The following is a 23,650-nucleotide window of genomic DNA, read 5'->3' as shown; positions in this document are numbered from 1 at the left end:
ATGGAGTTATCCCAGTTTGATGCCGCCCGGCTCAAAGACGCGCATCGGGTCTTCCCACACGAACGACAGGTCCACCATGTTGGGCGAATTGCACGAGCAGCAGTTTTCGGCGTCGATCCGCAGCTGTTTGAACCGCGGCAGCTCCATGATCTCCTTGAGAGGCATCTCCTGGATGTTGGCGATCGGCGTGTCGAGATTGAGGCAGTCTTCGACATAACCGCGGCTGTCGACCATGCAGATGCCGAGCTTTGGCAGATGGCACTTGTAGCCGGGCTTTCCGTCGATGAAGTACTTGAAGTAGAGTTCCGAATTCAGGATGGGGGCGCCTTCGCGCTTTTTCTCGAGCAAGCGCGCGCACACGCGCTGCAGCTCCGGCAGGGGCAGGCCCATATCGGTCTCGACGAAATGGCCGCCGCTCTTGCCGTGACGGAACTCGGTGATGACGTCGAACGAAATCCGCAGGTCCTTTTTTTTCGCCAGATTGATGAGGTCGTCGATTTCCTCGGCAATCCCCTTTTGAACGCAGACGTTGAACTGGAGCGACAGCTCCGGATATTTCCTCTTCACCTGTTCGATGCCTTTCATCAGGCGGTCGTACAGTCCGGGCAGGCCGCGGATCTCGTCGTGGCGTTCCGGTCTAGCGGAATCGAGGCTCATCACCAGCATGTCGATGTGGGGAAGGATTTCGTCCATCCGCTCTTCGAGGAACCAGCCGGTGGTGAAAAGGAGAATGGATATGTCTGTCTTTTCTTTTATGAATCGCAGGATTTCGCCGAGGTCTTTCCGCAGAAACGGCTCCCCTCCCGATATGGCGCAGGCGAGGAATCCCTCTTCGGCGGCCTCGGCATAGAATTTTTTAATCGCTTCGGCCGGCACATCTTTCCAGTCGTTGTGTCTCCACAGGCAGCTCCTGCACTTGCACATGCACTGCTGAGTTATCAGGTGGCCGATGATAAACGGTTTCCCGCCGCCTTCGGTCCTCAACTCGATCATCCGGTTGACCAGCCTGCCCATTTTCTCCAACATCTTTGGGCTCATTTCTCTCATGGTCCGGCTCCTTTCGAAGGGGTGGAACCTTCAAGGAAGATACTGCCACTCGGTTATGATTCTATCTCATGTGCATACTATTGCACAATCGCCAGGAGTCGGTGGTTTTCGGGCACGTTCCCGCGAGGCGCGGGATGCCCCTACATGGGCGTGTATCGGGCTTTCAAAGAGAGAGATTCTTCGGTTCCGCATTTTTTGCTTGACAAGAACGAGATTCTAGAATATAATTCTAATATGCCGAAGAAAGAATACGCAAAACATAAGAAATCAGAGCAGCGAAAGGAAGACATCCTGACGGCGGCGCTCGCCTGCTTTGCCGAGCATGGGTATCCGAATACGACGATGCAGGATATCCGCGAGCGCTCGGGCGCAAGCAACGGCAGCATCTATCATCATTTTTCGAGCAAGGAAGGCATAGCCGCCGCTCTGTATGTCGAGGCGATCATTGATTACCAGGCGCGGATTCTGGAAGCGCTCGAGCGCACCCCCCAGGCGCGGGAGGGAGTTCGCGCGATTATCGGGAGCCATCTGGATTGGGTGAGCGAGAAGCCGGAGTGGGCGCGGTACCTGATGGAGATGCGGCACGCGGAATTCATGAAATCGGCGGAGGAATCGTTGGCCGAGGCGAACAAGAAGTTCATCACCGCGTTCATCGATTGGTTGAGGCCGAACCTGAAGAGCGGCGCGATCAGACGGTTGCCGGCCGACCTCTTTCTTTCGCTCGTGCTCGGGCCGTGCCAGGAGTACGTTCGCATCTGGCTCGAGGAGAAATTCTACACGAGCATGGCCGCCGCGAAAGAAGAGTTGGCGAATGGGGTATGGTCGGCGGTACGCGGACAGGAGGGATGAAACATGGGTTCCGGAGCAGGGCGGGGGCGAGTCACTGCGACATATGCATGTTCATACGTGCCTGAGGAGATAATTGTTGCCGCGGGAATGACGCCGCGGCGGGTGATCCCGCAAGCGCGTCCGGCCGAAGCCGACGGAATCATCCACCCGAATTCGTGCCATTACATAAAGAGCCTTTTGGCCGAGGGCATGAGCGGCAGCTTTCCGGCAGACATTTTCATCATCGCCAACTCATGCGACGGCATGCGCCGGCTGCATGACCTGTGGAGGGAATATGTGCCGGCAATTCCCAGTTTCTTTCTTGAAGTTCCGAAGAAAAGCGATGCGGATTCGATAGCCTACTTTTCATCCAGTTTAAGAGCTCTTGCAGGTGAATTGGCGGAACGAGTGCATTGCTCTCTTGTCTCCGATAGTGGGCTGAACAAGGCCATTGTCGAGTACAACCAAATCCGGGCGCTGGTGCAGGCGGCCCAGCGGCTGCAAGCGAAGCCGGACGGAGGCCTGGATGCCCGTTCCATTTTCGGGTTGTATTTGGATTCGGCGCGGCTGAATGCGGCTGAATTTCGGCGGAAGCTGGATCTTTCATTGCGTGCGGCGGCACAAGAGAAGGGCATTGATGGACGGAGCGGCGTGATTGTAGCGGGAAACGTTATTTTTCAGTCGGGACTGCTCGAGCTGATCCGGGATGCGGGCGGTCGGGTTGCCGCGATTGATACGTGTTTGGGTGCGAGGCATTTTGACGGTCTCGTGGAGGAGAATTCCGAAGAGCCGATGCGAGCGCTTGCGAAGCGGTATCTGACCAGAGCGTCGTGTCCGAGGATGGAAGGCATCGGCGAGCGCGCCGCGCGGCTGCGGGAGACGGTTTCGAGGACGCGTTCCGGCGGAATCATCTACAGCTCGGTCAAATTCTGCGACTCGCACCTCTACGACATCGCGTTCCTGCAGGATCGGTTTCGCGAAGAGGGCGTCCCGTTCCTGTTTCTCGAGAACGATTACGAGTGGAGCGGTCTGGGGCAAATGAAAGTCAGGGTGGAAGCATTCCTCGCTCTGATCCGCGAAAAGGAGGCGGCTTCCCATGTATAAGACGATGCTTCAGATGATAGGGGAGCAGACGGCATCCGTGCTTCAGGAGAAAGGGAGCGCGCGGGCGCTGTGGCTGAACGAGTGGGCGAAGCTTTTTCTGAAGGCTTACGAGCCGGGCGCCAAGGTGGTCTATACGTCCGTCTACACGTTCCCGATGGAACTCCTTGCCGTATTCGACGTCGTGCCATTCGATTTTGAGGTTGCCGGCGCGATGATATCGAGCACTGAGATGGGCGTGCCCACGATGAGGGCGGCAGAGGAACGCGGCTATGCGATGGACGTGTGCTCGATGCATCGCGCGCCGCTCGGCGCCTCCTATCTTGATTATTTTCCGCGGCCCGACCTTCTGTTGACCACATCTCATTATTGCGATCAGAAGGCGAAGACAAACGAGTTGCTCGCGCGGATGTACAAAAAGGAGGCGTACCTTCTGTACGTGCCCGCCGAGATCAGCCGCGCTTCGATCAAATATGTGGAGGCGCAACTGCGCGAGATCGCAGAAAAAATCGCTTCGGTCGCAGGGCACGAGCTCGATGAGGACCGGCTGAGAGAGGCCGTTCGCAGCTCGAACCGGGCGAGACAGTCGCGCCTGAAATTGATGGAGTTGCAGAGGCATCGGCCCGCGCCCTGGACGGGTGGAACCCTTATCGGCTACTCGATCAACAGCTTTCTCTTTGATGGAACCGAGACGATGGAGCGCTTGAATGACGCATATATAAAGGACCTGGAAAGCAGGATTGCATCCGGGAAAGCCGCTCCTGAAAAACACCGGCTGTACTGGTTCGCTTGGCTGCCGGTGTATGACTCCGATCTGTTCTCTCTCCTGAAGGAAAACCGCGTGACCTTCCCGCTTTGCGAAACGATGCGGGTGTATTGGGACGAGATTGATGAGGATAATCCCTTTGAAGGGCTCGCGCTCAAGTGCTTGAAGAACTTGTTCGTTGGCCCCATCTCCTGGCGGCTCGACGGCATCGAGCGCATCATCAGCGATTACCGGCTTGACGGCGCGCTTCTATTTGCCACGCCGGCCTGCAGGCACTCCAATGCGGCGTACAAGGTGCTGAAGGACCGGCTCGCACAGATGGGCGTTCCATTCCTTCTGCTCGACATGGACATAAGCGATCCCCGCGGATATTCGGCCGAGCAGGTAAAGGTGCGGCTGGAGAGTTTTGTGGAGTTGCTCGAACGGAGGGAATGACAGCAAGATTTGTGGGATTGCGGTTCAGAAGAAGCGTGCGGAGGGAAAAGAAAATGAATAAGACACAGATGTATCAGCTTGCGGAGCATATCTTGAGCGAATGGAACACGCAGGACGTCGAGCGCGTCGTCGCCGTTTATACGGATGATGTCAGCTACGTCGATCCGAATACGCGCGGGGCGGTAAAGGGAGCGGACTCGCTGCGCCGATACCTGACGAAACTGTTTGGGCGCTGGAAGATGCACTGGAGCCTGCGCGAGGCGTACCTGTTCGACGACAAGGGCGGCTGCGCGGTTCTGTGGCACGCGACGTTTCAGAAACCCGAGGGCGGAGACATTGTCGAGACCGACGGCATGGACTTCGTGAAGGTGCGGGGCGACCGCATCGAGCGGAACGAGGTTTACTTCGACCGCGCCATTCTCGCGCCGCTGATTGGGTAATCAGGTTCAAGATTAGCAGATCGAGGCGAGACGGTCATGGGAGATTCGTACACCATATTGGTGATAACCTAAATTTAATAACGATAAAAATATGGTCTCTGTCCCCATATTTCAGGAGGAATGGTCATGAACGATGTTTATAAGCGACTTGCGAAAAAGCTGGACGATTTGCCGAACGGTTTTCCGGCGACGGAGAGCGGCGTGGAACTGAAGCTTCTCGAGAAGATATTCACACCTGAAGAAGCCGAGATGGTATTGAAGATGCGGCCGATGCCGGAGACGGTGGAAGCGGTGGCGGAGCGCTTGGGAAAGCCGGTGGATGAGATGCAGGCGATCCTTGACAACATGGTGAAGAAGGGCCATATCGGCTCGTTCAAGATGTTCGGCCAGCAGATGTACATGCTGTTTCCGTTTGTTGTCGGCATCTATGAGTTCCAGCTCAAGCGAATCGACAAGGAATTGGCCGCCCTGTTCGAGGAATACGCGCCTGATCTTATAAGGAAAGTCGGCAACTTCGAGCCGGCGGTCGCGCGTGTGGTTCCGGTCAGCACGGAGATCAAGCAGGACCTGCGCGTGCATCGGTTCGAGGATGCGGCGCGGATGCTGGAGGAAGCGAAATCTTTCATCGTGCGCGAGTGCATCTGCCGGAAGGAACAAGCGCTCGAGGGACATCAGTGCAAGCATACGTTGGAAGCATGCCTCGCCTTCTCCGCTGAAGAGAATGCGTTCGACCGCTATCCGACCGGGCGCATCTTGAATAAGGAAGAGGCGCTTAAAGTGATGAAGGATGCCGAGGAGGAAGGGCTCGTACATTGCACGTACAACATCGAAAGCGGACAGGTCTTCCTCTGCAACTGTTGCTCGTGCTGCTGCGGCATCCTGCGCGGGGTCAAGCAGTTCAATGCGCCCTACATCCTGGCCAAGAGCAATTTCGTTGCCGCAATCGATATGGATACGTGCGCCGCGTGCGGTGTATGCGCCGACGAGCGGTGTCCGATGGATGCAATCATCGAAGAAGACGGCAGCTACCGGGTCCTCGCCGAGCGCTGTATCGGCTGCGGGGTGTGCGCGCCGACGTGTCCGACGGAGTCGATCAAACTCGAGCGGCGTCCCGAAGCGGAGCAGACCCAGCCTCCGGCAAACCTGATGGTGTGGGGGATGAAACGCGCCGCCGAGCGCGGGATCGAGATCACGCTGGACTGAAGGGCTAACGGATCAAAGTCCCGGACATGTTTTGGATTTTAGTGACGGAGTGCGAATGAATTCGCACCTACCGAGGGGGAAGGAGTTTGTGCCGCCGTGAGGAGACTTGCATGAAGACGCTTGATAGGAAAGAGCTGAAGGAGCTACTCGTCAAATGTTGGATGACGAATGATGGATTATGGTTTTACCATTCGGTGCAGGAGGTCGGCATCGAGAAGACCAGCAGGATCAATCAAGCGGCGGCTCGTGCGATCGGCGCGATCGAAGCGAAGCGGATCGCGCGAGCACTTGGCGTCCAGAGAATAGATACGTTCGGCGACCTCAGAGAACTGATGCAATCCGGCTTTGACGTAATACGAGGCGATTTCATGGGTTTCTCCTACGATTGGTCAAAGGAAAACCGGCTGCACGTGAAGACCAATCGATGTTTCGCATACGAGGGAATAAAGAAGATAGGGGAGGATGCCATCGGTGGCTATGACTGCGGCATCTTCGCGCGGGTGAGCGGCTGGTTCGACGGTCTCGGGATACGGTACGAAGTGGACCCGCCGCTCAAAGGCTGCATGCTCCACCGCGAGGGCAGTTGCCATCGGGATTTCACGTTCAGCTTTTCCGCTTAATCGGCGAGAGAGGCGCCGCGCTAGTCGGTTACTTCGAGCGAGAGTATGTCGCCATGGAATTGGTCGGAATCGAACACTCCATTCATGACGAGGTCCACGCCGAACTGAATGGCATACAGTCCGGGCGGCAGATTTGTCGTGTCCAATACTTGGACCGGGTTCAAGTCTGCGAGCTGTCCCTGATGGCTGGGTGCGGTTCCGGCCACCCATGATTTTGTGGCATAATCATACCGCACCGGCCCCTTGGGAGTTTCGGCAAGAAGCCACCAATCGGCAGAGTCGCCGCCATAGGCGCCGGCATCCAGCGAAACGGTGACCGTGATCCGGGTTCCTGACGAGACCGTGAGAGGTCCGTCCGATCCGTTTGCCTTGATGTCGGCAAGAGGGAAGATCGACAGCGCGAACTCATCAGCGCCGATGTCGACTGTTCCGTTTATGATCCTGGCATCCTTCTCAAAGTCTTTTGCAAGCAGCCAGGGCGCGCTGTTTGTTCCGGCATCCCTGCAGGGGGATGCGTCGGTCAGGTGCAGGTCATCGGCGGCTGCATTCAGGAACAGCGGGTCAGCATCGATATTACCTGCCGCAACAATTTGAGGAGTGCATCCAAGACGACTTTCGCAATTTGTATCGAAGATCGAGAAGTCGTTGTTGTAAAGGTAAACAGGATAGCCGGTGATGTCGTCTTTGGTATCATTTATGTAAATGTCGCGACCGCCGTATAAGGCGCCGCTGTTTCCGCGGCTGATCGTATTGTAGATGTATCCGGCGCAACCGGGCTCCCATGCCATCCAGACAAACAGGCCGGCGCCCCTGTCGTGAGTATAGTTGCCGGCGAACGAATTGTTTGTTACTGTTATGCTGTCATTGAGCGTGTACAGATAAGCGCCGCCGCCATCCTCCTCGGCCCAGTTACCGCTGAAGATATTGTTCGAAAGAACTATTGGCCCGCCGCCGGAGTCCACGAGTGTGCCGCCGCCGACGCCAAACTGGGCGGTATTGTCGACGAAAACGCAGTTCGCAATCGAGATTGTGCCGCCGGCGGTGTCGAAATAGGCTCCTCCGCCGTAGCCGGAGGTGTTGTTTCTGAATTCGCACCCTTCGACCGTTACATTTGCCAGCTTCGTTTCGACGTACAACCCGCCATAAAAACTGCCTTCGATCGCGTGCTGAAATGTGATGCCTCTCACGAGGACATGGGCGCTCGAGTCGTCGGTCAGATCGGCCAGATAAACCGCCAGGCCCCCGGTCACGCCTCCAAAATCCAATATTGACGAGCCTGCGCCGGCTCCCCGGATGACGATGGACTTATTTTCGGAGGCCGCTGGCATGTACGCGAGCGAGCCGGTAACGGTATAGGTCCCTGCGGCCAACAGGATAGAGTCGTTTGTTCCATTGGCTCCCGCGGCGGTCAAAGCACCCTCCAACTGCGCTACCGTTGACACATTGAAAGTGTCCGCAAGCGCATTCAGGGGCATGGAACAGAAAAGAATAAATACGAGAGCGAACGCCTTCTTCATTATTTGTCACTCCTTTTTTATCCAATCAGCTAATGGTAAAGCCGGAGTGAAAGAAAGGTCTAATGGGAATCTCCGGCGCCAAATTGAGCTTTTTTAACATATTCTTTTGCATTATGTCAAGAAATTCTCCTTCAGCAGTTGCAATTTTGGAAGTGGATGATTAACTTTAAGCATATATAACGCGTATCGCTTTCATTCCGTAATCGCAAAACCGCGCTTTTCCGGGATCACGATACCTGATCATGTCCCGTTCCGGTCAGAGCCAGGGGGCTTGGGGAAGATGAATTTAATTCGTCTCTCATCGCAGCCGTTGAAAATAAAGGAACCCCGCATCAACCGATTGATCGATGCGGGGCTTGCGTAGATAAACTATAAAAATGAAAACTTACAGTTTCTCGACGTTCTCCGCTTTCAGCCCTTTCGGGCCGCTAAGCGTCTCGAAACGGACGCGGTCGTTCTCAGCAAGAGATTTGAAACCACTACCTTTGATGGCCTCGTGGTGCACGAAAACGTCTGGCCCGTTATCCTGGGTAATGAAACCAAAACCCTTGCGGTCGTTAAACCACTTCACGGTTCCTTCCGGCATTCACATTCACCTCCTTCGTCAGAATTGAGCAGTGCGCACAGAAACAAAAAAGCCCATAAGAGCGATTCAAAACTCCTATGGACCTAAACCGATTTGCTAGTTCGTTTTTGTTTACAAGAGCCTTACTCTAGAAGAAGTCTACCACGCTCACCCCGTGATGTCAAGAAGTATTTTGCAGAAGTATTTTGCGGAGTGTCGCCGCGGCATGATCCCGCCAGGGCGCGGTACCATCATAGTCGAACGACCGCTGAGCGTAGCGAGGTCACGCGCTTCACGCGATGCGAATCTGCGTCATCTACGCAGCATGCTTCTTTACCGTCGCGGGCGGCGGCCGTAGTGCTTATAGTAGAACTTGTAGCCGAGGATGCCGAGATAGCGGAAGGGCTCGGGCCAGACGCGCGGGATCGGCTTGTTGACGAGGAACAGGCGCGTGAGGCGGTTTTCTTCCTTTCGGTAGAGGTGATTGATGATTTTTCCGGCGACCTGTGTGAGGACGGTGCCTTCTCCGCTGTAGGCGACGGCATAGAAAATGTTGCGGTGGTCACCGATCGTTCCGACGGACGGAAGAAAATCGTAGGACATGCCGAGCGTGCCGCCCCATCCGTAGGGTATCTCCAGCCCGCTGAGTTGAGGGAATACGTCGAACAGGGTTCTCTTGATTTCCTTGATAGTAGGATTATGCGCTTGCGTGCAGATGCGTCCGCCGAAGCGGTATCTCAGCCCCGCGCCGCCGAAAACGATGCGGCCCTCGGGCGTGAGGTGGAAATAATCGAAGACAGGCTTGAGGTCGGAAAGCTTTTCGCGGCCGGCCCAGCCAATGGAGTCGAGTTGCTTCGGGCTCAGCGGCGCCGTCGCGATGACGTACGCGCACATCGGGATCACGCGCCGCTTGAAGAGGCCGAGCGAGGGCGAATAGCTGTCGGTGGCGATGACGAGCGCCTGCGCGTTTACGTGCCCCAACTCGGAGATTGCGGCCGGTCGATTCCCGAAGCGGATGCGGCGCACCGGTGACTTTTCAAAAATCTCGACGCCTTTCTCCTCGACCACGCGCTTCATACCGCGCGCAAGCTTGAACGGATTAACGGACGCGCCGTACGGATACCGTAGCCCCCCGACGTAGCGGTCGGACTTGATCATTTTCTGTAATTCGGTCTTATCCAGCAAGCGGGCCTGGAGGCCGAGTTGCTCATGCAGTTTTCTCTCTTCCTCGAGTTCCTCGAGGTGCGACGGTTCGTTGGCGAGCTCGATTGAGCCGTTGGACGCAAAATCGCAATCCACGCCATGCGCCTGTACAAAATGGCGAATGGTCTCCAGTCCTTCGAGGGTTATGTCGTACACTTCGCGCGCCTTTTCGGGTCCTTCATTCTCATAGATTTGCCAGAGATTATGGACGCCGGTATCGGCAAATCCGCCGCTGCGGCCGCTGGCGCCGTATCCGCAGCAAACGGCTTCGAGCAGCACGATCTTTTTTTCGGGGTTATTGGTTGCCAAATGATATGCTGCGGCGAGGCCGGTGAAACCGCCGCCGATGATACAAACGTCGGCTGTTATCTGTCGATCGAGGGCTGGATTAAGCGGCTGGTTGTCCAGGTTAACTGAGGCGAACCAGTAGTTTTGGCGGGACGCGCTCGAAATGTTTTGCGCTTGATTCTCGATGCGCCAGAATCGTTGCGACAAGTATCCTCCTGCTTCGGGAATGCGGCGGGTTCCTTTCTATTTCAATATATCAAAAAGGCGGAGCTTTTGCTGGAATGGCGGCAGCGTATTCAAGGTAGATCGACTTCTATTGCGGCAAGGACGAATATCCTTATGAGAAGGCGGCAGCGGATTCTGCATTAGGAGAATGCCGCTGCCGCCAGGAGAGGTGGTTGCGGTTTCACTACCTGCCGGCTCTGCCTGATCTGCCCGGTCTGCCGCCGCCGTGGCTCCTGATTGCATCGCTTCTCTGAATGTTCGGCTGATTCTGGATTTTTTGCCGCGCGGCCGCAGGGAAATCATTCCGCCGTATTTGCTGGTTGAATGCTCGAGGCTGCTCGCGCTGTATTTGCGGTCGAGCCTGCCTTATTTCCCTTTGTGGAGCGGGAGCGGGCGTGAAAGCGGGCGCCTGCAGCGCACGCATCTGGCGATCAGGTCTCACCTGAGCCGGTTGAAATTGCCGAGGGGACATTTGGACTTGCGGCTGTTGCGGGCGTTTTACATCGCGCACCCGATTGGCGGGCAAATCCGGAACAGAGCGTTTCTGCTGAATTGAAGCGTTCGGTTGAGGCGGCCGGCGCATGTTATCGATTTTTTGGTTTTGTGCGGGTGGACTCGGAACAACTCGTTGTTGAATTGCAGCCGCTTGTTCCCGGCGCTGCGGGCCTGCGTCTCTGCGTTCGATCGCCGGAGTGGGAACGGATTTGCGGCCGGCGTTTGGCCTCTCATTCAGTCTCTGAGTCGGCGGATTAAATCGCTCGATATCCTGCCGCTGAATCTGCTGTTGCTCGCGCGCTCTCATGAGGCGCTCTTTTGCGGCGGCGACCGCGGCTTCCCTCCTCTGTTGCATTTCCGCCTGAGCCGGCTTCCGCACTTCTGATGCCTTTACCGGCCCGCTGGAAGAGGTCTGTCGTGTTGCCTTGAGCGCCCGTGCAGCTTTCTGTTGGGCGGGCGAAGGCATAGCATTTCCAGCGCCACCGGGGGCGTTTCTCAGGGCATTGTTTCCGGTTCTTTGTGCGGCCGTCTCGCGGAAGCGCTCGATTCGGTCATTTCGCTCGACGGATCGGCGAGCATTGGTATCATCCATTTTGCGCTGCAGAGTTTCGGGTGGCTCGCTTTTGCGCTCGGGGCGCTCGCTGCCGCGAATCCTCTCATCCTGCAGCCGAGGAATGTTGCGATCATTATCCCTTTGCCGCCTGATTTCGGGCGCGCCGGTCTCGGTGGTCATGCGGTCTCGTCCCGTTCGTTTCCTGTTTTCCGCCACGGACTTGCGGAAGTCGAGCTTCTGGAACTGATCGAGGGCGGATTTTCGCGGCAACTGCGGCGAGAACGCTGCGGTTTGAATTTTCTGATGCTTTTGGAGTTCAGCCACTTTTCTCGCGACAGACCGGTTCTCCTTCAGGAATTCGGTGTAATCCGTCCTGGTTGCGGCGGATTTGCCTTTGCGGAACGACTTGTCAAATTTCTCCTTATCGAGATCCTTCACGTGGCGAACGGTTCCGTCCGGCTTGAAGGCGGCAAATTTCCCGTCTTTGTCGGCGAGATGCCTGAAGTCACGGTCGTCGCGGTCTTTGCCGCGGGGGTGCTGATCGCGAAACTTGTTATAATCCTTCCGCAGTCTGTCATAATCCTTGTCGACACGGTCAAAGTCTTTGTGCCGGTCGCGGTCGCCATGACGATCCTTATCGTGGTCGAAATCGCGGTGACGATGGTGATCACGGAAGAAGAAGTGATGATCATGATGATGGAAATGGTCGCTGAACACGAACGTGAAGGAGAAGAAATCTATGTAGCCGGTTGAGAACGAAGTTATGTGATACGGGTAAGTGGTTATGACCGGATATCCGTAATAATTCAAAGGAGCCCACCCAATGTAGCCATCGTACCAGACCCAATGCGCGTAGGCGGGCCGCCAGGCGTAGCCGGGAATCCAGACCCAGCCGTAGTAAGGGTCATAGTTCCATGAGCCGTAGTGGTAGGTGACGTACCCCCAAGGCTCCTGCGGAATCCACGTCCATCCATAATAAGGGCTGCGGTACCAGTGGCCGTAGTAGTAAGGTTGCCACGTCTCGACGACGTACGGCTGCCAGCCGTAGCTGTTGTACCTGTCGCTATAGACCCATTCGCCGTAGCCGTCCAGGTCCTCTTGGCCGACTACGTCTTGTGCGAGGTGTTCCGGCCGTCGATACGTTGAGAGCGCGATATCGCGCTCTTCATTCCACCGGTCGAATTCATCCTGTCGCGCCAGGTTGTATTCGGTCAGCTCGATGCGTCCGTCGGCTGCTATGACGGCGCGCTCGCGCGCCGCAACCTCGCGCAAACCTTCGGACAGCGACTCGACTTCGACTGAGCCGCGTATGACGTTTATCTCCGCCGAGCCGTCCTCGGCAAGATCGATTCGGGCGAGCGCGGGTTCACGCGCCACGATTTGGCCGGAAGCGAATGTAAGCAGAAACTGCTTCGATCCGCTCAGCCCGTCGCCGATCCGCAGATATGCGCGCCCGTTATCCATCCCGACGACTGTGGTGTCGCCGATCTCAACGACAGCGATACGAGTATTCTCACCTATCCGGAAAATCATTTGACCCTGGAACTGGAGTTCGGCCCTGCCGGTCTCATCGGTCTGGAGCAGGTCACCCTGCTCGACGATGAGGTTTGGCTCAGCGTAACTCCAGTCCACGTCATCTTTTGCGAGGATAAAAGCGTTGTCGATGACCTGGCTGATCCGGCCAACGTCCGATGGATCGGCTTCGGATTGAGCGAAGGCAGGTTCTCCGGCTGCCAGAAAAGCCACTAATAGGAAAGCAAGAAAAGCTGCTAAAGCCATACGTCTTATACTTTTAGGTGGTGTTTGGGCGCTCATGGGGGTCCCCCCCTTTCACAGTTCCAAGGCTCTTGAGGTTCTTCAAGACTTAGACGCCACCCTCAGCAAAACATTCAATGGGAAGAGAAATTCGACCACTTCCCTCTATACTATTTTACCACAAGTTTAGCACAAGAAATCACTGCATATTTCCCGATTTTGCTGGAGGCCCCCTCTTTTGTCTGAAACCAAATTTGGTCAAACCTGAGCGGCTTTCAAAGGATCTCGCGCTGCCTTTGACACAGTGCCGGAATGAGATTAGAATCTAGTGCGAAGTAAGCCTCTTACTTGGAGAGCCAGAGGCAAGATGTCTATACCACCGGTCATAAAAAATGGCATAATCAACTTCAGATGCGATAGACTACAAGTGGTGTTTTCAGGGCTTCCTGTATTTTTAGAAAGGATTATCCACCGTGCTTTTTGGAATTTTGGCGGATAGTCACGGATTATCGGACAAACTTCGGAAAGGGATCGCTGTTCTGAAAGAGCGTCACGCGGATGAAATTCTTCAGCTTGGCGATGTCGCCGACACGTTACGGCCGGACACGGTGGACGAGTGCATTTCCTTGCTGATTGAGAACAGGATACGCGGTGTCATGGGAAACCATGAATACTCGCTAGTGATGCACCATTTCAAACGGTATCCCGAAAGATTCCTCGAGACGACGAAGCAATATGTGCAATCGCTGCCGCGGCGGATCATCGAGGGCGACATTTGTTTCACACATTTTTCGCCCTCGGGCGGCATTTACGGACTGTTTGCTCCGACTGACGAGCAGAATTATGAGGAGACCATCAAGGCGTCGAGATGGCCGATTATTGTCAATGGGCACTCGCACGACCCGCGCATCTACCGGCAACTGAACGGCGTGGTTGAAGACGTTGGTATTCAGCCGAATGTCGCGCACCGCCTTGATAAGGAAAGCCGCTATATACTCACGTGCGGCGCCCTTGAAGATTCCTATTGTGCGATGCTGGATCTCACGAGCCGGCGATTCGAGATCATTCTGCTGGAGTAGGGGAGGACACGGACGGACACGGACGGCATGGACGGCATGGAAGGCATGGACGGGCATGGACGGATATGGACGGCATGGACGGCATGGACGGACACGGACGGCATGGACGGACACGGACGGGCATGGACGGCATGGACGGCATGGACATATCGGATAGTGGGAGTTGCCGAGTCGGTTTCGGGAGTAGTCCGGTTGCTTTTGCGGTCCTCCTGCAGTGCTGTTGCGGCTCTTCCGCCGTACTGCTGTTGCCAACCCTCCTGTAGTGAATGAGCCGGGCTTGTCGCCGGGTTCAGTTTGGAAAGCCGCTAATTTTTTGTTGCCAGCAGGTGGCGTGCGAGGCGTTTGCCGAAACCGATGCAGGTGAGCACGGGCGGCAGTCCCCACGGCTCGGGGATAACACTCGCATCACACACATAGAGGTTTTCGACCGGCGTCTGCAGATTATCATCGACCACTTTCCCGATGGGCGCGGTTCCGCCGGGATGCGCGCCCCGGTCCACCGAATAGAAGATGTCGTTGACTTCGCAACCCGCCTTTTCGAGTATCTTTTCAGCTACGCGGGTGCCCTTGTCGAGTTTGAGGCGGTCATCGTAGCTGAGCGGCTTCGAGAATTTACCATCGAGATCGATACGCCCGCCCATATCGTCTTTGATTTTAACCATGATGCCGAGGATCGACTTGTAGTTGACCCACTGCGGCAGAGCGGTCACCTTTCGCATGCCGACCGATGCGCCGAACAGAAACAGCGGTTCGATGATGGGCGAGAGGATGTAGCCGTCCTCGACGTGATGCTCGTAGGTGCCGACCGACATCTGGGGAGCAGAGGCGGTGCCGATGCCTTTATCGCGCGGAGTTCCATAGACCATACGCAGCGGATCGCAGAAGAAGCCCTGGCCGGCCTCAGGCACACCCGACCGCTGCAGGATTTCAGGCGTCCCCATGCCGCCGGCCGAGATGATGACCCAGCGACCACGGATTTCGACGGGTGTTCCCTGCGCATTTTTTCCTTTGATGCCGACAGCGCGGCCATCCTCGATGATCGCCTCTCGCACTCTGACCCGGTTCATCAGGATGGCGCCGTGCCGAACGGCCTCGGCGATGTAATCAGCGGCGGTCCATTTTGCTCCACGCTTGCAACCCAGAATGCAGTCGGAGCATCCCTGCTCGCACTTCTGTGGGTCGATGAATTTTTTGAACGGCTCCCACTCGTAGCCGAGCTCATTGGCGCAGCTCATCAAGCGCAGATTTGCGGGGCCGAGCAACTCATCGGGCAGCGGAGCGAGTTTTAATTCTTCCTCGGTTTCATTGACCTCATACGTGATATCGATTCCGTACTTATCCTTCAGCCATGACGGCGGGCGGCAAGCCGTCGCCGTAAAGACAAGTGTTGAGCCGCCGGTTGCGAGTGCCCGCACGACGTTCAGGCCCTCCTCCGAGTACACCAGCCCCGCCCGGTCGACGTATTTGATCATTGAGAGGTGATTGCCGACGCGCTCGGGGTGCCGACCGCGCTCGACAAAGATAACTTTCTTGCCCGCCTTCGCAAGTTCGCGCCCCACACTCGCGCCGCCCGGTCCCGTTCCCACCACTACGGCGTCCGCCTCCAACCTGATCGCTTGTCTCATGCTGTTCATGATGGTTCCTCCTCTTCGGCTCAAAAGGAGCGGTGAAGGGCCCGCCGCTCGATTTCTCCTCACGCTCTCCAGGTACGATTTCCTTATTATATTCTGCATTGGTGTGAGATGCAAACGAAAGGAACATTTTGATTGAGCGTGAGGAGAGTCGGGGCAGAGGCTGTTTCACCGGAACTTGCTGCAAAGCCCTGCCCCGGCACAGGGAGAAGTCACAAGGCGACCTATGGCTGAACCGCCGCGGCCGCCTCCGCACGGATCGCGATTTCGCTTTCGCCGTTTGACGGAGGAAACATCATCGGTTTGAGTTTGAGCGCGTCTCGCTTGCGGTCGAGCACGTCGATCAATGCGCGAGCCGCCTTTTTCGGGTCAGCTTCGAAAATGAAATGGGCGCCCAATTCCTGTTCGATTCCACCACTAAGGTATTCGAGCACTTTTTTGCTGCCGTGCACGCGGAAGGGCGGATTGAAGTGGGTTGTGATGCCGGAGGCTACGACATACAGGCCGATGGAAACCGCTTTGTCACTCATGGCTTCGGGCGCACAGCCGGCGACCGGCAATTGGCTGATGTCGGTACCAAGGCCGCCCTGTTTGACCATCTCAACGCACGCCGTAAGGATGCGCGAGTTGTCAACGCACGAGCCCATATGCAGGACGGGCGGAATACCGACGGCCTCGCATATCTGCCTCAGTCCCTTCCCGCAGTGCTGCAAAGCGGTCTCGGGATTAAGGAGGCCCTGTTTTGAGAAGCAACCGGCGGAGCAGCCGGTGGTGACGATGAGCACGTCGTGCTTCAGCAATTCCTTCACGATGGTCATGTAGTTGTAATCCTGGACCACCTTCGTGTTGTTACAGCCGACGATGCCGACGATCCCGCGAAGGCGGCCCTGGATGATGCCCTCGTTGAGCGGGCGGTATGACGGTCGGAATCTGCCGCCGAGATGATAGAAAATGTTCTCGGTCGTGAAGCCTGCAACGAGCTCGCCCTTTTCCTTTGGGATACTGACGCGGACGCGGTCGCGGTTGGCGTAATTCTGAACAGCTTCGGTGACGATGCGTTTGGCGATTTCATATGCGTGTTCCTCATCGAACTCGTAATGAAGCGCTCCCGGAATGCGCGCCTTTTTGCTTGTGGTGATGAGCCTGGTATGATAACAGGAAGCCGCCTGGCTCAGGCCCGGCATGATGCACTGCACATCCACGACCATCGCCTCGACCGCTCCCGTCACAATGGCCAGTTCCTGCTGGAGGTAGTTTCCCGCCAGAGGAGCTCCCTGCCGCATCAGGATCTCGTTCGCGGTGCAGCAGATGCCGGCGACAATGATGTCCTCGGCGCCGTGTTCATTTGCCAGCGCCTTCATTTGCGGGTCGCGCGCGGCCTTTACGATCATTTCGGACAGCGTCGGCTCGTGTCCGTGAACGACGATATTGACCGTTTTCATCCCGAGCACGCCGAGATTGGCCTCGGAACGGACGGGGACCGGGCTCCCGAACTGGACGTCGGTAAGATCGGTGGCGATGGCCGAGCCGCCCCACCCGTCGGCGAGCGCGGCTTTGATCGCGAACTTCAAGAGGTTATGATAATCGGCATCCATCCCCATGTGGACCATGTGGAGAAGCTCGACGATCTCGCGGTCGATGCCGCGCGGCATTACCTTGAGTGCGCGCCATCGTTGTTTTTGCCCCTCGGGCGCTCGTTGGGCCGGCAGCAACTCGCCGTCCTGCTGGCCGAACTGCGCCTTGCACAGGAGGGCCACCTGTGCGGCGATCGCGGTGACCGGCTGTTCCGTATCGATTCCCATTTCTTCCGCGAGGAGAAGGAGCTTAGCCTGATCCTTTATCTCGTAACCTTGCGCCTTGCCGTGCGCGGTCATGAGAAGGTTCTGAGCCACGTCGCGCCCGTGGTCGGAGTGCGCCGCCGCGCCGACGGCGGCCGAGCGGGCGATGTTCCGCGCAACTATCGCGTCGCGGTCAGCTCCGCACACGCCGTGTTGGGCGCCGCGTCCGAACGGATCGATCCGACACGGGCCCATGTAACAGGTCTGGCAGCACAGGCCCAATTCGCCGAAGCCGCAGCGGGGATTCTGCCGGTCGGACCGGTCGAAAGCGGTTTCGACGCCCTCCTGCTTCGCCTTTTTCAGCATCTGCACGCTTGCTTTATCGATGGATTTCTCCTGCATTATCCTCTCCTCCTCGCGCAAAAAGTTCAGAGTTCTATTTCAAGTATGGCCGGTTCAGGCGGCTGTCTCAGTGACATTTGTCACAGCTCCGGATCGATTCATTGGGGCCCTGTCTCTTCCTGTCTTATTTTTGTTAATTTAATTGATTTTTGAGCATATTTAAGGGCGGGGCCCCATCTTGACAGAATGGCCTAATTGTGGTAAATTAATGTGCTACACGTGTGTCAGTGAGTAGCTGTGTGAGGAGTGAAAATTACAAATGGCCAAAACGCTTAAGAACGGCGAGAAAGACTATGCGGGAACGCTCAATCTTCCAAAGACATCGTTCCCGATGAAGGCGGATCTCCCGAAGCGGGAGCCTGGAATCGTGGCCTCGTGGAAGGAAATGGATATATACGGTCGGATCCGGCGCAAGATGCAGGGCAGTCCCAAGTTTATTCTTCATGATGGGCCGCCGTACGCCAATGGCGACATTCATCTCGGGACGGCTTTGAACAAGATACTGAAAGACATGATCGTTAAATATCGCACGATGCGAGGGTATGACACGCCGTTCGTCCCCGGCTACGACTGCCACGGGCTGCCGATCGAATACAAGGTACTGAGCGAGCTTGGCGAGAAGGAAAAAGATTTGCCGAAGCCGGAAATCCGCAGGCGCTGTCGCGATTACGCGCTCAAGTACGTGGACATCATGACGGGGGATTTCGAGCGGCTCGGCGTGTTCGGGCAATGGGACGATCCATACCTGACGCTCAGCCACAAATATGAAGAGAAGATTTTCACCGTTTTCGGCGAGATGTACAAGCAAGGCTATATTTATCGCGGTCTCAAGCCGATCACGTGGTGCTTCAGCTGCCGGACAGCGCTGGCGGAGGCCGAGGTTGAATATGCGGATCATACGTCGCCGTCGATTTATGTGAAGTTTGAGGTGATCGAGGGTCTCGAGGATCTGGGGAGGCCGGTCTTTCTCATGATCTGGACGACGACGCCATGGACGCTGCCGGCGAACCTTGCGACGGCGGTTCATCCGGCGTTGGATTACGTGGCCGTTGACGCCGGCTCTGAGATTTACGTCATTGCCGAGTATCTCAAGCCGGTGGTGCTTGATGTCATTGGAGTCGATCCCGCGGCGAAGGTGGTTGGCCGGTTCAAGGGGAGGCAGCTTGAGGGAGTAAAGTACCGGCACCCGTTTATTGATCGTATTAATCCGGTGATTGTTGCCGAGCATGTGACGCTGGAGCAGGGGACCGGTCTTGTGCACACGGCGCCCGGCCATGGTCAAGAGGACTATGTCATCGGGATGCAGTACAACCTGCCGGTGTTCTCTCCGGTGGACGATTACGGGTTGTTCACGCATGAGATCGAGATGTTTGAGGGGCGGCACGTATTCGACGCCAATGCGGAGATCAACGCGTTGCTGAGCTCGAAAGGGGCTCTGCTGAAGAGCGAGCAGATCGTGCACCAGTATCCGCATTGCTGGCGCTGCGGCAATCCGATCATTTTCCGGGCGACGCCTCAATGGTTCATTGCGGTGGATACGAATGAGCTCAGGGGTCGTGCTCTGGAGGAGATCAAGCGGGTACGCTGGATTCCCGACTGGGGCAAGGACCGGATACACGGGATGGTTGCGAACCGGCCCGACTGGTGCATCTCGCGCCAGCGGTCGTGGGGCGTGCCGATCCCGGTCTTTTATTGCAGGGAATGCGGGAAGCCGTTTTTTGAGGAGGCGGCGTTCGAGCACCTGAAGAAACTGATCGCGGAGAACGGGGTGGATATCTGGTTTACGAGCCCGCCGGCGGACTTGTTGCCGAAAGATACCGCCTGCGGTTGCGGTTCGCGCGAGTTCGATAAAGAGGAAAACATACTTGACGTGTGGTTCGAGTCCGGAGTGAGCCATCGAGCGGTCCTTGAAACGACCGAGGGTCTGCATTTTCCCGCGGATCTATACGTAGAAGGGAGTGACCAGCACCGGGGGTGGTTCCAGTCGTCGCTGCTGCCGTCGGTCGCCGTGAAAGGGAGGGCGCCGTACGACGCGGTCCTCACACACGGATATGTAGTGACGAGCGACGGCAAGAAGATGTCGAAGAAGCTCGGGAATGCGATTTATCCGGACGAGGTAATCGAGAAATTCGGAGCCGACGTTCTGCGCCTGTGGGTGGCTTCGGAGAATTTTACGCAGGATATTCGCGTTTCTTTTGAGATACTGCAGCGGCTGGCCGATGCGTACCGGCGGCTGCGCAATACGTTCAAGTTTCTATTGAGCAACTTGTATGATTTTGAGCCGGCGGAACACCTGGTGCCCTACGACCGGATGGACGAGCTGGACAAGTGGGCGCTTCACACGCTCCAGCAGGTAGTCGAGCGGGTAACCAGGGCGTATGAGGATCATGAATTTTATACGGCGTTCCACAGCCTTTACAACTACTGCACCATCTCGTTAAGCTCGCTGTATCTTGACATGCTGAAAGACCGCCTTTATACTTTAGCGGCCGATAATCCGCTGCGGCGTTCTTCACAGACCGCGTTAAATATTATTCTAAGTGCGCTCACGCGCATGCTCGCTCCGATGCTATCTTTTACTGCGGACGAGGTATGGCGCCTGATTCCGAACCAGCCGGGGCTCGAGGAGAGCGTTCATCTTTCCGAGTGGCCGAAAGTGGACCGGCGTTTGGTGAATGACGAATTGGGGGCGAAATGGGAACGATTGCTTCACGTGCGCTCGAGCGTCACGAAGGCGCTGGAGACCGCGCGCAGGGATGGCAGCATTGGAAACTCCCTTGAAGCCAAAATCGGGCTGTACCCGAAGCGGAAAGAAGAGGAGGCGCTCCTTGAATCGTTTGGAGCGATGCTGCCGAGCGTTTTTATTGTTTCTCAGGTTGAAATTCACGCGCCTGGAGACGTACTTCCAAAAGACATAGGGGTGGCGGAAGATGAGGTGGCGGTTGCGGTGACGAAAGCGGCAGGTGCGAAATGCAAACGCTGCTGGAACTACAGAGAGTCGGTCGGCAAGTATGAAGACCATCCATCATTGTGTGAGCGGTGCGTGAACGAGATAAATAAAGCAGGAGGATCGAATGAATAAAAAGCAGTTGGCCCAATTCAAGAAACAGCTTGAACAGCTGCGAGCCGATCTGGGGCAGGAACTCCAGCAGATATCGGAAAGCAATCTCAAGAGGTCCCAGCGGGAATCCACGGGGGACCTTTCCGGATATTCGTATCATATGGCCGACGTCGGTACGGACAATTTCGGCCGCGAGATGGAACTCAATATAGCCTCCAGCGGAAACGAACGCCTTCGGTTGATCGAAGAAGCGCTGGAACGGATCGAGGAGAGTACATTTGGGTTATGCCTCTCGTGTGGCGCCGAGGTCAGCAACGAGCGGTTGAAGGCTCTTCCCTATGCGAGGCTTTGTATTGACTGTGCGCGAGAATCAGAGAAAAAATACTGAAGAACGAGGCGTCAACTTCAGCGATAAATCTGCAACTCCGGCACTTGCCGGGATTTCCCCAGAGTCGCTTCGCCTCCCCCTGTTTCTGCTGATTGCCGTTGTGATCCCCATTGTCGATCAGGTAACCAAATGGATTATCATTTCGCGCTTCTCTCTCTATGAATCGCTGCCGATCATAGAAGGGTTTCTTTCGGTGACGCGCATTCACAACAGCGGGATCGCGTTTGGCTTCTTCCCGGGGTTGCCCCGGCTGTTTGTGCTGATCACGATCGCGAGCATGCTCGTCGTCGTGTACTTCTACGTCACGATCCGACCGAGGACGCTGCTGGTAACGCTGGGATGTTCGCTGATCCTGGGAGGAGCCGCCGGCAACCTGATTGACCGGCTGCATTATGGGTATGTGGTCGATTTCATCAATTTCAGCTTTTGGCCGGCGTTTAATGTGGCAGATTCGTCGGTAAGCGTCGGGGTGGCGCTTCTGCTGGCGAATTTTCTTTTCGAGCACAAAGAGACGAAGGAACATGCATCCAATTTTATTTAAAATAGGACCATTTGAGTTGTACACGTACGGCGCGTTCCTTGCGGTAGCCTTTCTGACGGCAATCTACCTGGGCATGCGCGAGACGCAGCGGGTGGGCCTGAAGCCGGAACTTGCAGCCGACCTGGGAATCGTTGTCATTATCGCCTCGATCGTCGGGGCTCGCATTTTCTACATCCTTTTTTACGACCTGCACTACACTTTGGAGCACCCGTCGGAGCTTCTGAAACTCCGGCAGACCGGTCTGGTTTACTACGGCGGCTTGTTGTTCGCAGTCGCAGCCGGGCTGTTGTATGCGCGGCGGAAAGGGGCGCCGTTGCTGTTGTTAATGGACATCGCCGCTCCCAGCATCGCGATTGGGCAAGCGATCGGGCGTATCGGCTGCTTCATGAGCGGTTGCTGTTATGGCGAAGCAACGTGGGTGCCGTGGGCGGTCAAATTTCCCCATCTCGAACACCTGCGTCATCCCACGCAGTTGTATGAATCGTTTGCGGTTTTCGCCATTTTCCTCACCCTCATGTGGTTTCGGAAAAGGAAAGGCGGGGATGGGCAGGTCGCGCTGCTGTACGTGCTGCTATATGCGCCGGCCCGTTTCATCATCGAGTTTTTCCGGGGCGACAATCCAGAGGTATTGCTCGGGATGACGATATCGCAGGTGATAAGCCTGCTGGCGCTCATGGCGGCCGTTGCAGCGGTCTTATTGTTTTCGCGGCATCTGGCGGGCAAGAAGCAGCAGGCGAAACAGCCGACGAAGCCGGCGGCCGAAGAACGATAAGAGCAGCAGGCTAATAAAGTCCCTTTCATTATGTTTTCGATATTCTCCCCGTTAACCATTGAGAGGAGTATGCATGCGCCCAAGCCACATTTGGAACGAGGCGCCGCTTCCCGAGATCAAGGTGGCCGGCCTGAGATTCAGCTATCCTGACGGCCGCAGGGCTCTGGATGGCGTTTCATTTGAGATCGGCCGCGGCGAGACCGTCTCATTGCTTGGCGCCAATGGAACGGGAAAATCGACGCTGTTGCTGTGTCTTGTCGGGATTCTGCGGGGAGACGGCGGCATCTCCATTGGAGGAGTTGAGGTGAATCCGGAAACGGGGGCATCGATCAGACGGCGGACTGGTTTTGTATTTCAGAATCCGGAGCATCAGCTTTTTACCACGTCGGTGCTGGATGATGTGGTCTTCGGCCCGCTGAACCTTGGGTTGAGCAAGGAGCAAGCGCTCGCACGGGCAGAACAAGTTCTTTCCGATCTGAACCTGAGTCACCTGCGCGACCGGTTGCCGCACCACCTGAGCCAGGGGGAGAAAAAGAAGGCGGCCCTGGCGACAGCTCTTGCCATGTACCCGGACATCCTCCTTCTCGACGAGCCGACGGCCGGCCTCGATCCGAGGAGTTCGGCTCATCTCACCGATATGCTGTTCCATTTGAAAGAAGAGGGAAAGACGGTTCTCATCGCAACACACGACATGCACCTGGCCGAGCAGCTCTCAGACCGGGTGATTGTTTTGGGAGAGAACGGGAAGGTGGCGCGCGAGGGCGCTCCTGAGCCGATTCTGATGGATCAGGAATTCCTGGCTCTCCACAATCTCATCCACGTTCACCGCCATGCCCATGACCGTACGGAGCATGGTCACCCGCATTTTCATTATCACCGCAAGCAGGAACATCCTCACCCGTAACAGCCGCAGCGGAAGACATTCCATCGGGTTATTGCCGGCATTTTGTCGCTGAC

19 protein-coding genes are annotated in these 23,650 nt (G+C 56.4%); 12 read left to right on the top strand and 7 right to left on the bottom strand.

Going from position 1 to position 23,650, the window contains the following annotated elements; genetic code table 11:
• Positions 1-6 precede the first annotated feature (6 nt).
• Positions 7-1,047, bottom strand: coding sequence for a radical SAM protein (locus C4520_07670; GenBank protein ID RJP22893.1), 1,041 nt, complete (start codon positions 1,045-1,047; stop codon positions 7-9).
• Between the two features lie 144 nt (positions 1,048-1,191).
• Here C4520_07670 and C4520_07665 point away from each other — a divergent pair, with 144 nt between their 5' ends.
• The 6 genes from C4520_07665 to C4520_07640 all read left to right on the top strand — a co-directional run bounded on the left by C4520_07665 (position 1,192) and on the right by C4520_07640 (position 6,440).
• A complete protein-coding gene (locus C4520_07665) occupies positions 1,192-1,896 on the top strand; it encodes a TetR/AcrR family transcriptional regulator (protein RJP22892.1) in 705 nt (234 codons plus the stop codon).
• Between the two features lie 3 nt (positions 1,897-1,899).
• Positions 1,900-2,979: a 2-hydroxyacyl-CoA dehydratase gene (locus C4520_07660; GenBank protein RJP22891.1), complete on the top strand. Its 1,080-nt coding sequence runs from the start codon at positions 1,900-1,902 to the stop codon at positions 2,977-2,979.
• Positions 2,972-4,177, top strand: a complete 1,206-nt coding sequence (locus C4520_07655) for a 2-hydroxyacyl-CoA dehydratase (GenBank protein RJP22890.1) — start codon at positions 2,972-2,974, stop codon at positions 4,175-4,177. Before C4520_07660 ends, C4520_07655 begins: the two co-directional genes overlap by 8 nt.
• Positions 4,178-4,230: 53 nt before the next feature.
• Complete coding sequence (locus C4520_07650; protein ID RJP22909.1) at positions 4,231-4,617, top strand: nuclear transport factor 2 family protein; 387 nt, start codon at positions 4,231-4,233, stop codon at positions 4,615-4,617.
• Positions 4,618-4,737: 120 nt separating this feature from the next.
• Positions 4,738-5,820 (top strand): 4Fe-4S dicluster domain-containing protein, encoded by a 1,083-nt coding sequence (locus C4520_07645; protein RJP22889.1) that lies wholly within the window; start codon positions 4,738-4,740, stop codon positions 5,818-5,820.
• Positions 5,821-5,930: 110 nt separating this feature from the next.
• The gene (locus tag C4520_07640; protein ID RJP22888.1) at positions 5,931-6,440 is read left to right on the top strand and encodes a hypothetical protein; all 510 of its coding nucleotides are present in this window, start codon (positions 5,931-5,933) and stop codon (positions 6,438-6,440) included.
• Positions 6,441-6,460: 20 nt separating this feature from the next.
• Here C4520_07640 and C4520_07635 read toward each other — a convergent pair whose 3' ends face one another.
• The 4 genes from C4520_07635 to C4520_07620 form a co-directional block, all read right to left on the bottom strand.
• Complete coding sequence (locus tag C4520_07635) at positions 6,461-7,957, bottom strand: hypothetical protein (GenBank protein ID RJP22887.1); 1,497 nt, start codon at positions 7,955-7,957, stop codon at positions 6,461-6,463.
• A gap of 385 nt (positions 7,958-8,342) precedes the next feature.
• Positions 8,343-8,543 carry a cold-shock protein gene (locus C4520_07630; protein ID RJP22886.1) on the bottom strand — a complete coding sequence of 67 codons (201 nt, stop codon included), beginning with the start codon at positions 8,541-8,543 and terminating at the stop codon, positions 8,343-8,345.
• Positions 8,544-8,855: 312 nt separating this feature from the next.
• Entirely contained in the window at positions 8,856-10,241 is a 1,386-nt protein-coding gene (locus tag C4520_07625; protein ID RJP22885.1) for an FAD-dependent oxidoreductase, read from the bottom strand.
• A 181-nt stretch (positions 10,242-10,422) separates the two neighbouring features.
• Positions 10,423-13,101, bottom strand: coding sequence for a hypothetical protein (locus C4520_07620; protein ID RJP22884.1), 2,679 nt, complete (start codon positions 13,099-13,101; stop codon positions 10,423-10,425).
• A gap of 413 nt (positions 13,102-13,514) precedes the next feature.
• Here C4520_07620 and C4520_07615 point away from each other — a divergent pair, with 413 nt between their 5' ends.
• Positions 13,515-14,120, top strand: a complete 606-nt coding sequence (locus C4520_07615) for a hypothetical protein (protein RJP22883.1) — start codon at positions 13,515-13,517, stop codon at positions 14,118-14,120.
• Between the two features lie 305 nt (positions 14,121-14,425).
• On the opposite strand, the gene C4520_07610 is transcribed toward C4520_07615, so the two are convergent.
• The gene (locus C4520_07610) at positions 14,426-15,853 is read right to left on the bottom strand and encodes a GMC family oxidoreductase (protein ID RJP22882.1); all 1,428 of its coding nucleotides are present in this window, start codon (positions 15,851-15,853) and stop codon (positions 14,426-14,428) included.
• 122 nt (positions 15,854-15,975) lie between these two features.
• Positions 15,976-17,931: an anaerobic carbon-monoxide dehydrogenase catalytic subunit gene (gene cooS, locus C4520_07605; protein RJP22881.1), complete on the bottom strand. Its 1,956-nt coding sequence runs from the start codon at positions 17,929-17,931 to the stop codon at positions 15,976-15,978.
• Between the two features lie 259 nt (positions 17,932-18,190).
• Here cooS and C4520_07600 point away from each other — a divergent pair, with 259 nt between their 5' ends.
• The 5 genes from C4520_07600 to C4520_07580 all read left to right on the top strand — a co-directional run bounded on the left by C4520_07600 (position 18,191) and on the right by C4520_07580 (position 23,597).
• A complete protein-coding gene (locus C4520_07600) occupies positions 18,191-21,013 on the top strand; it encodes an isoleucine--tRNA ligase (GenBank protein RJP22880.1) in 2,823 nt (940 codons plus the stop codon).
• Positions 21,006-21,380: a TraR/DksA family transcriptional regulator gene (locus C4520_07595; GenBank protein ID RJP22879.1), complete on the top strand. Its 375-nt coding sequence runs from the start codon at positions 21,006-21,008 to the stop codon at positions 21,378-21,380. Before C4520_07600 ends, C4520_07595 begins: the two co-directional genes overlap by 8 nt.
• On the top strand, positions 21,331-21,921 hold the full coding sequence (lspA, locus tag C4520_07590) for a signal peptidase II (GenBank protein RJP22878.1): 591 nt from the start codon (positions 21,331-21,333) through the stop codon (positions 21,919-21,921). The genes C4520_07595 and lspA overlap by 50 nt, the downstream gene beginning before the upstream one ends.
• The gene (lgt, locus tag C4520_07585; GenBank protein ID RJP22877.1) at positions 21,902-22,693 is read left to right on the top strand and encodes a prolipoprotein diacylglyceryl transferase; all 792 of its coding nucleotides are present in this window, start codon (positions 21,902-21,904) and stop codon (positions 22,691-22,693) included. The genes lspA and lgt overlap by 20 nt, the downstream gene beginning before the upstream one ends.
• A 73-nt stretch (positions 22,694-22,766) precedes the next feature.
• Positions 22,767-23,597: an ABC transporter ATP-binding protein gene (locus C4520_07580; protein ID RJP22876.1), complete on the top strand. Its 831-nt coding sequence runs from the start codon at positions 22,767-22,769 to the stop codon at positions 23,595-23,597.
• The last annotated feature ends 53 nt before the right edge of the window (positions 23,598-23,650 follow it).

It is taken from the genome of Candidatus Abyssobacteria bacterium SURF_5 (assembly GCA_003598085.1).
Lineage (GTDB): Bacteria > Abyssobacteria > SURF-5 > SURF-5 > SURF-5 > SURF-5.
Note: the sequence above shows the minus strand (reverse complement) of the source record. Positions and strands in the feature narration are given on the sequence as shown.

Coding starts and splice junctions, on each gene's coding strand:
- C4520_07595 (RJP22879.1), top strand. CDS start 21,006: ATGAATAAAAAGCAGTTGGCCCAATTCAAGAAACAGCTTGAACAGCTG.
- C4520_07580 (RJP22876.1), top strand. CDS start 22,767: ATGCGCCCAAGCCACATTTGGAACGAGGCGCCGCTTCCCGAGATCAAG.
- C4520_07655 (RJP22890.1), top strand. CDS start 2,972: ATGTATAAGACGATGCTTCAGATGATAGGGGAGCAGACGGCATCCGTG.
- C4520_07635 (RJP22887.1), bottom strand. CDS start 7,957: ATGAAGAAGGCGTTCGCTCTCGTATTTATTCTTTTCTGTTCCATGCCC.
- C4520_07650 (RJP22909.1), top strand. CDS start 4,231: ATGAATAAGACACAGATGTATCAGCTTGCGGAGCATATCTTGAGCGAA.
- C4520_07610 (RJP22882.1), bottom strand. CDS start 15,853: ATGCAGAATATAATAAGGAAATCGTACCTGGAGAGCGTGAGGAGAAAT.
- C4520_07670 (RJP22893.1), bottom strand. CDS start 1,047: ATGAGAGAAATGAGCCCAAAGATGTTGGAGAAAATGGGCAGGCTGGTC.
- C4520_07645 (RJP22889.1), top strand. CDS start 4,738: ATGGTCATGAACGATGTTTATAAGCGACTTGCGAAAAAGCTGGACGAT.
- C4520_07600 (RJP22880.1), top strand. CDS start 18,191: ATGGCCAAAACGCTTAAGAACGGCGAGAAAGACTATGCGGGAACGCTC.
- lspA (RJP22878.1), top strand. CDS start 21,331: ATGCGAGGCTTTGTATTGACTGTGCGCGAGAATCAGAGAAAAAATACT.
- C4520_07630 (RJP22886.1), bottom strand. CDS start 8,543: ATGCCGGAAGGAACCGTGAAGTGGTTTAACGACCGCAAGGGTTTTGGT.
- lgt (RJP22877.1), top strand. CDS start 21,902: ATGCATCCAATTTTATTTAAAATAGGACCATTTGAGTTGTACACGTAC.
- C4520_07665 (RJP22892.1), top strand. CDS start 1,192: ATGGGCGTGTATCGGGCTTTCAAAGAGAGAGATTCTTCGGTTCCGCAT.
- C4520_07660 (RJP22891.1), top strand. CDS start 1,900: ATGGGTTCCGGAGCAGGGCGGGGGCGAGTCACTGCGACATATGCATGT.
- C4520_07620 (RJP22884.1), bottom strand. CDS start 13,101: ATGAGCGCCCAAACACCACCTAAAAGTATAAGACGTATGGCTTTAGCA.
- cooS (RJP22881.1), bottom strand. CDS start 17,931: ATGCAGGAGAAATCCATCGATAAAGCAAGCGTGCAGATGCTGAAAAAG.
- C4520_07640 (RJP22888.1), top strand. CDS start 5,931: ATGAAGACGCTTGATAGGAAAGAGCTGAAGGAGCTACTCGTCAAATGT.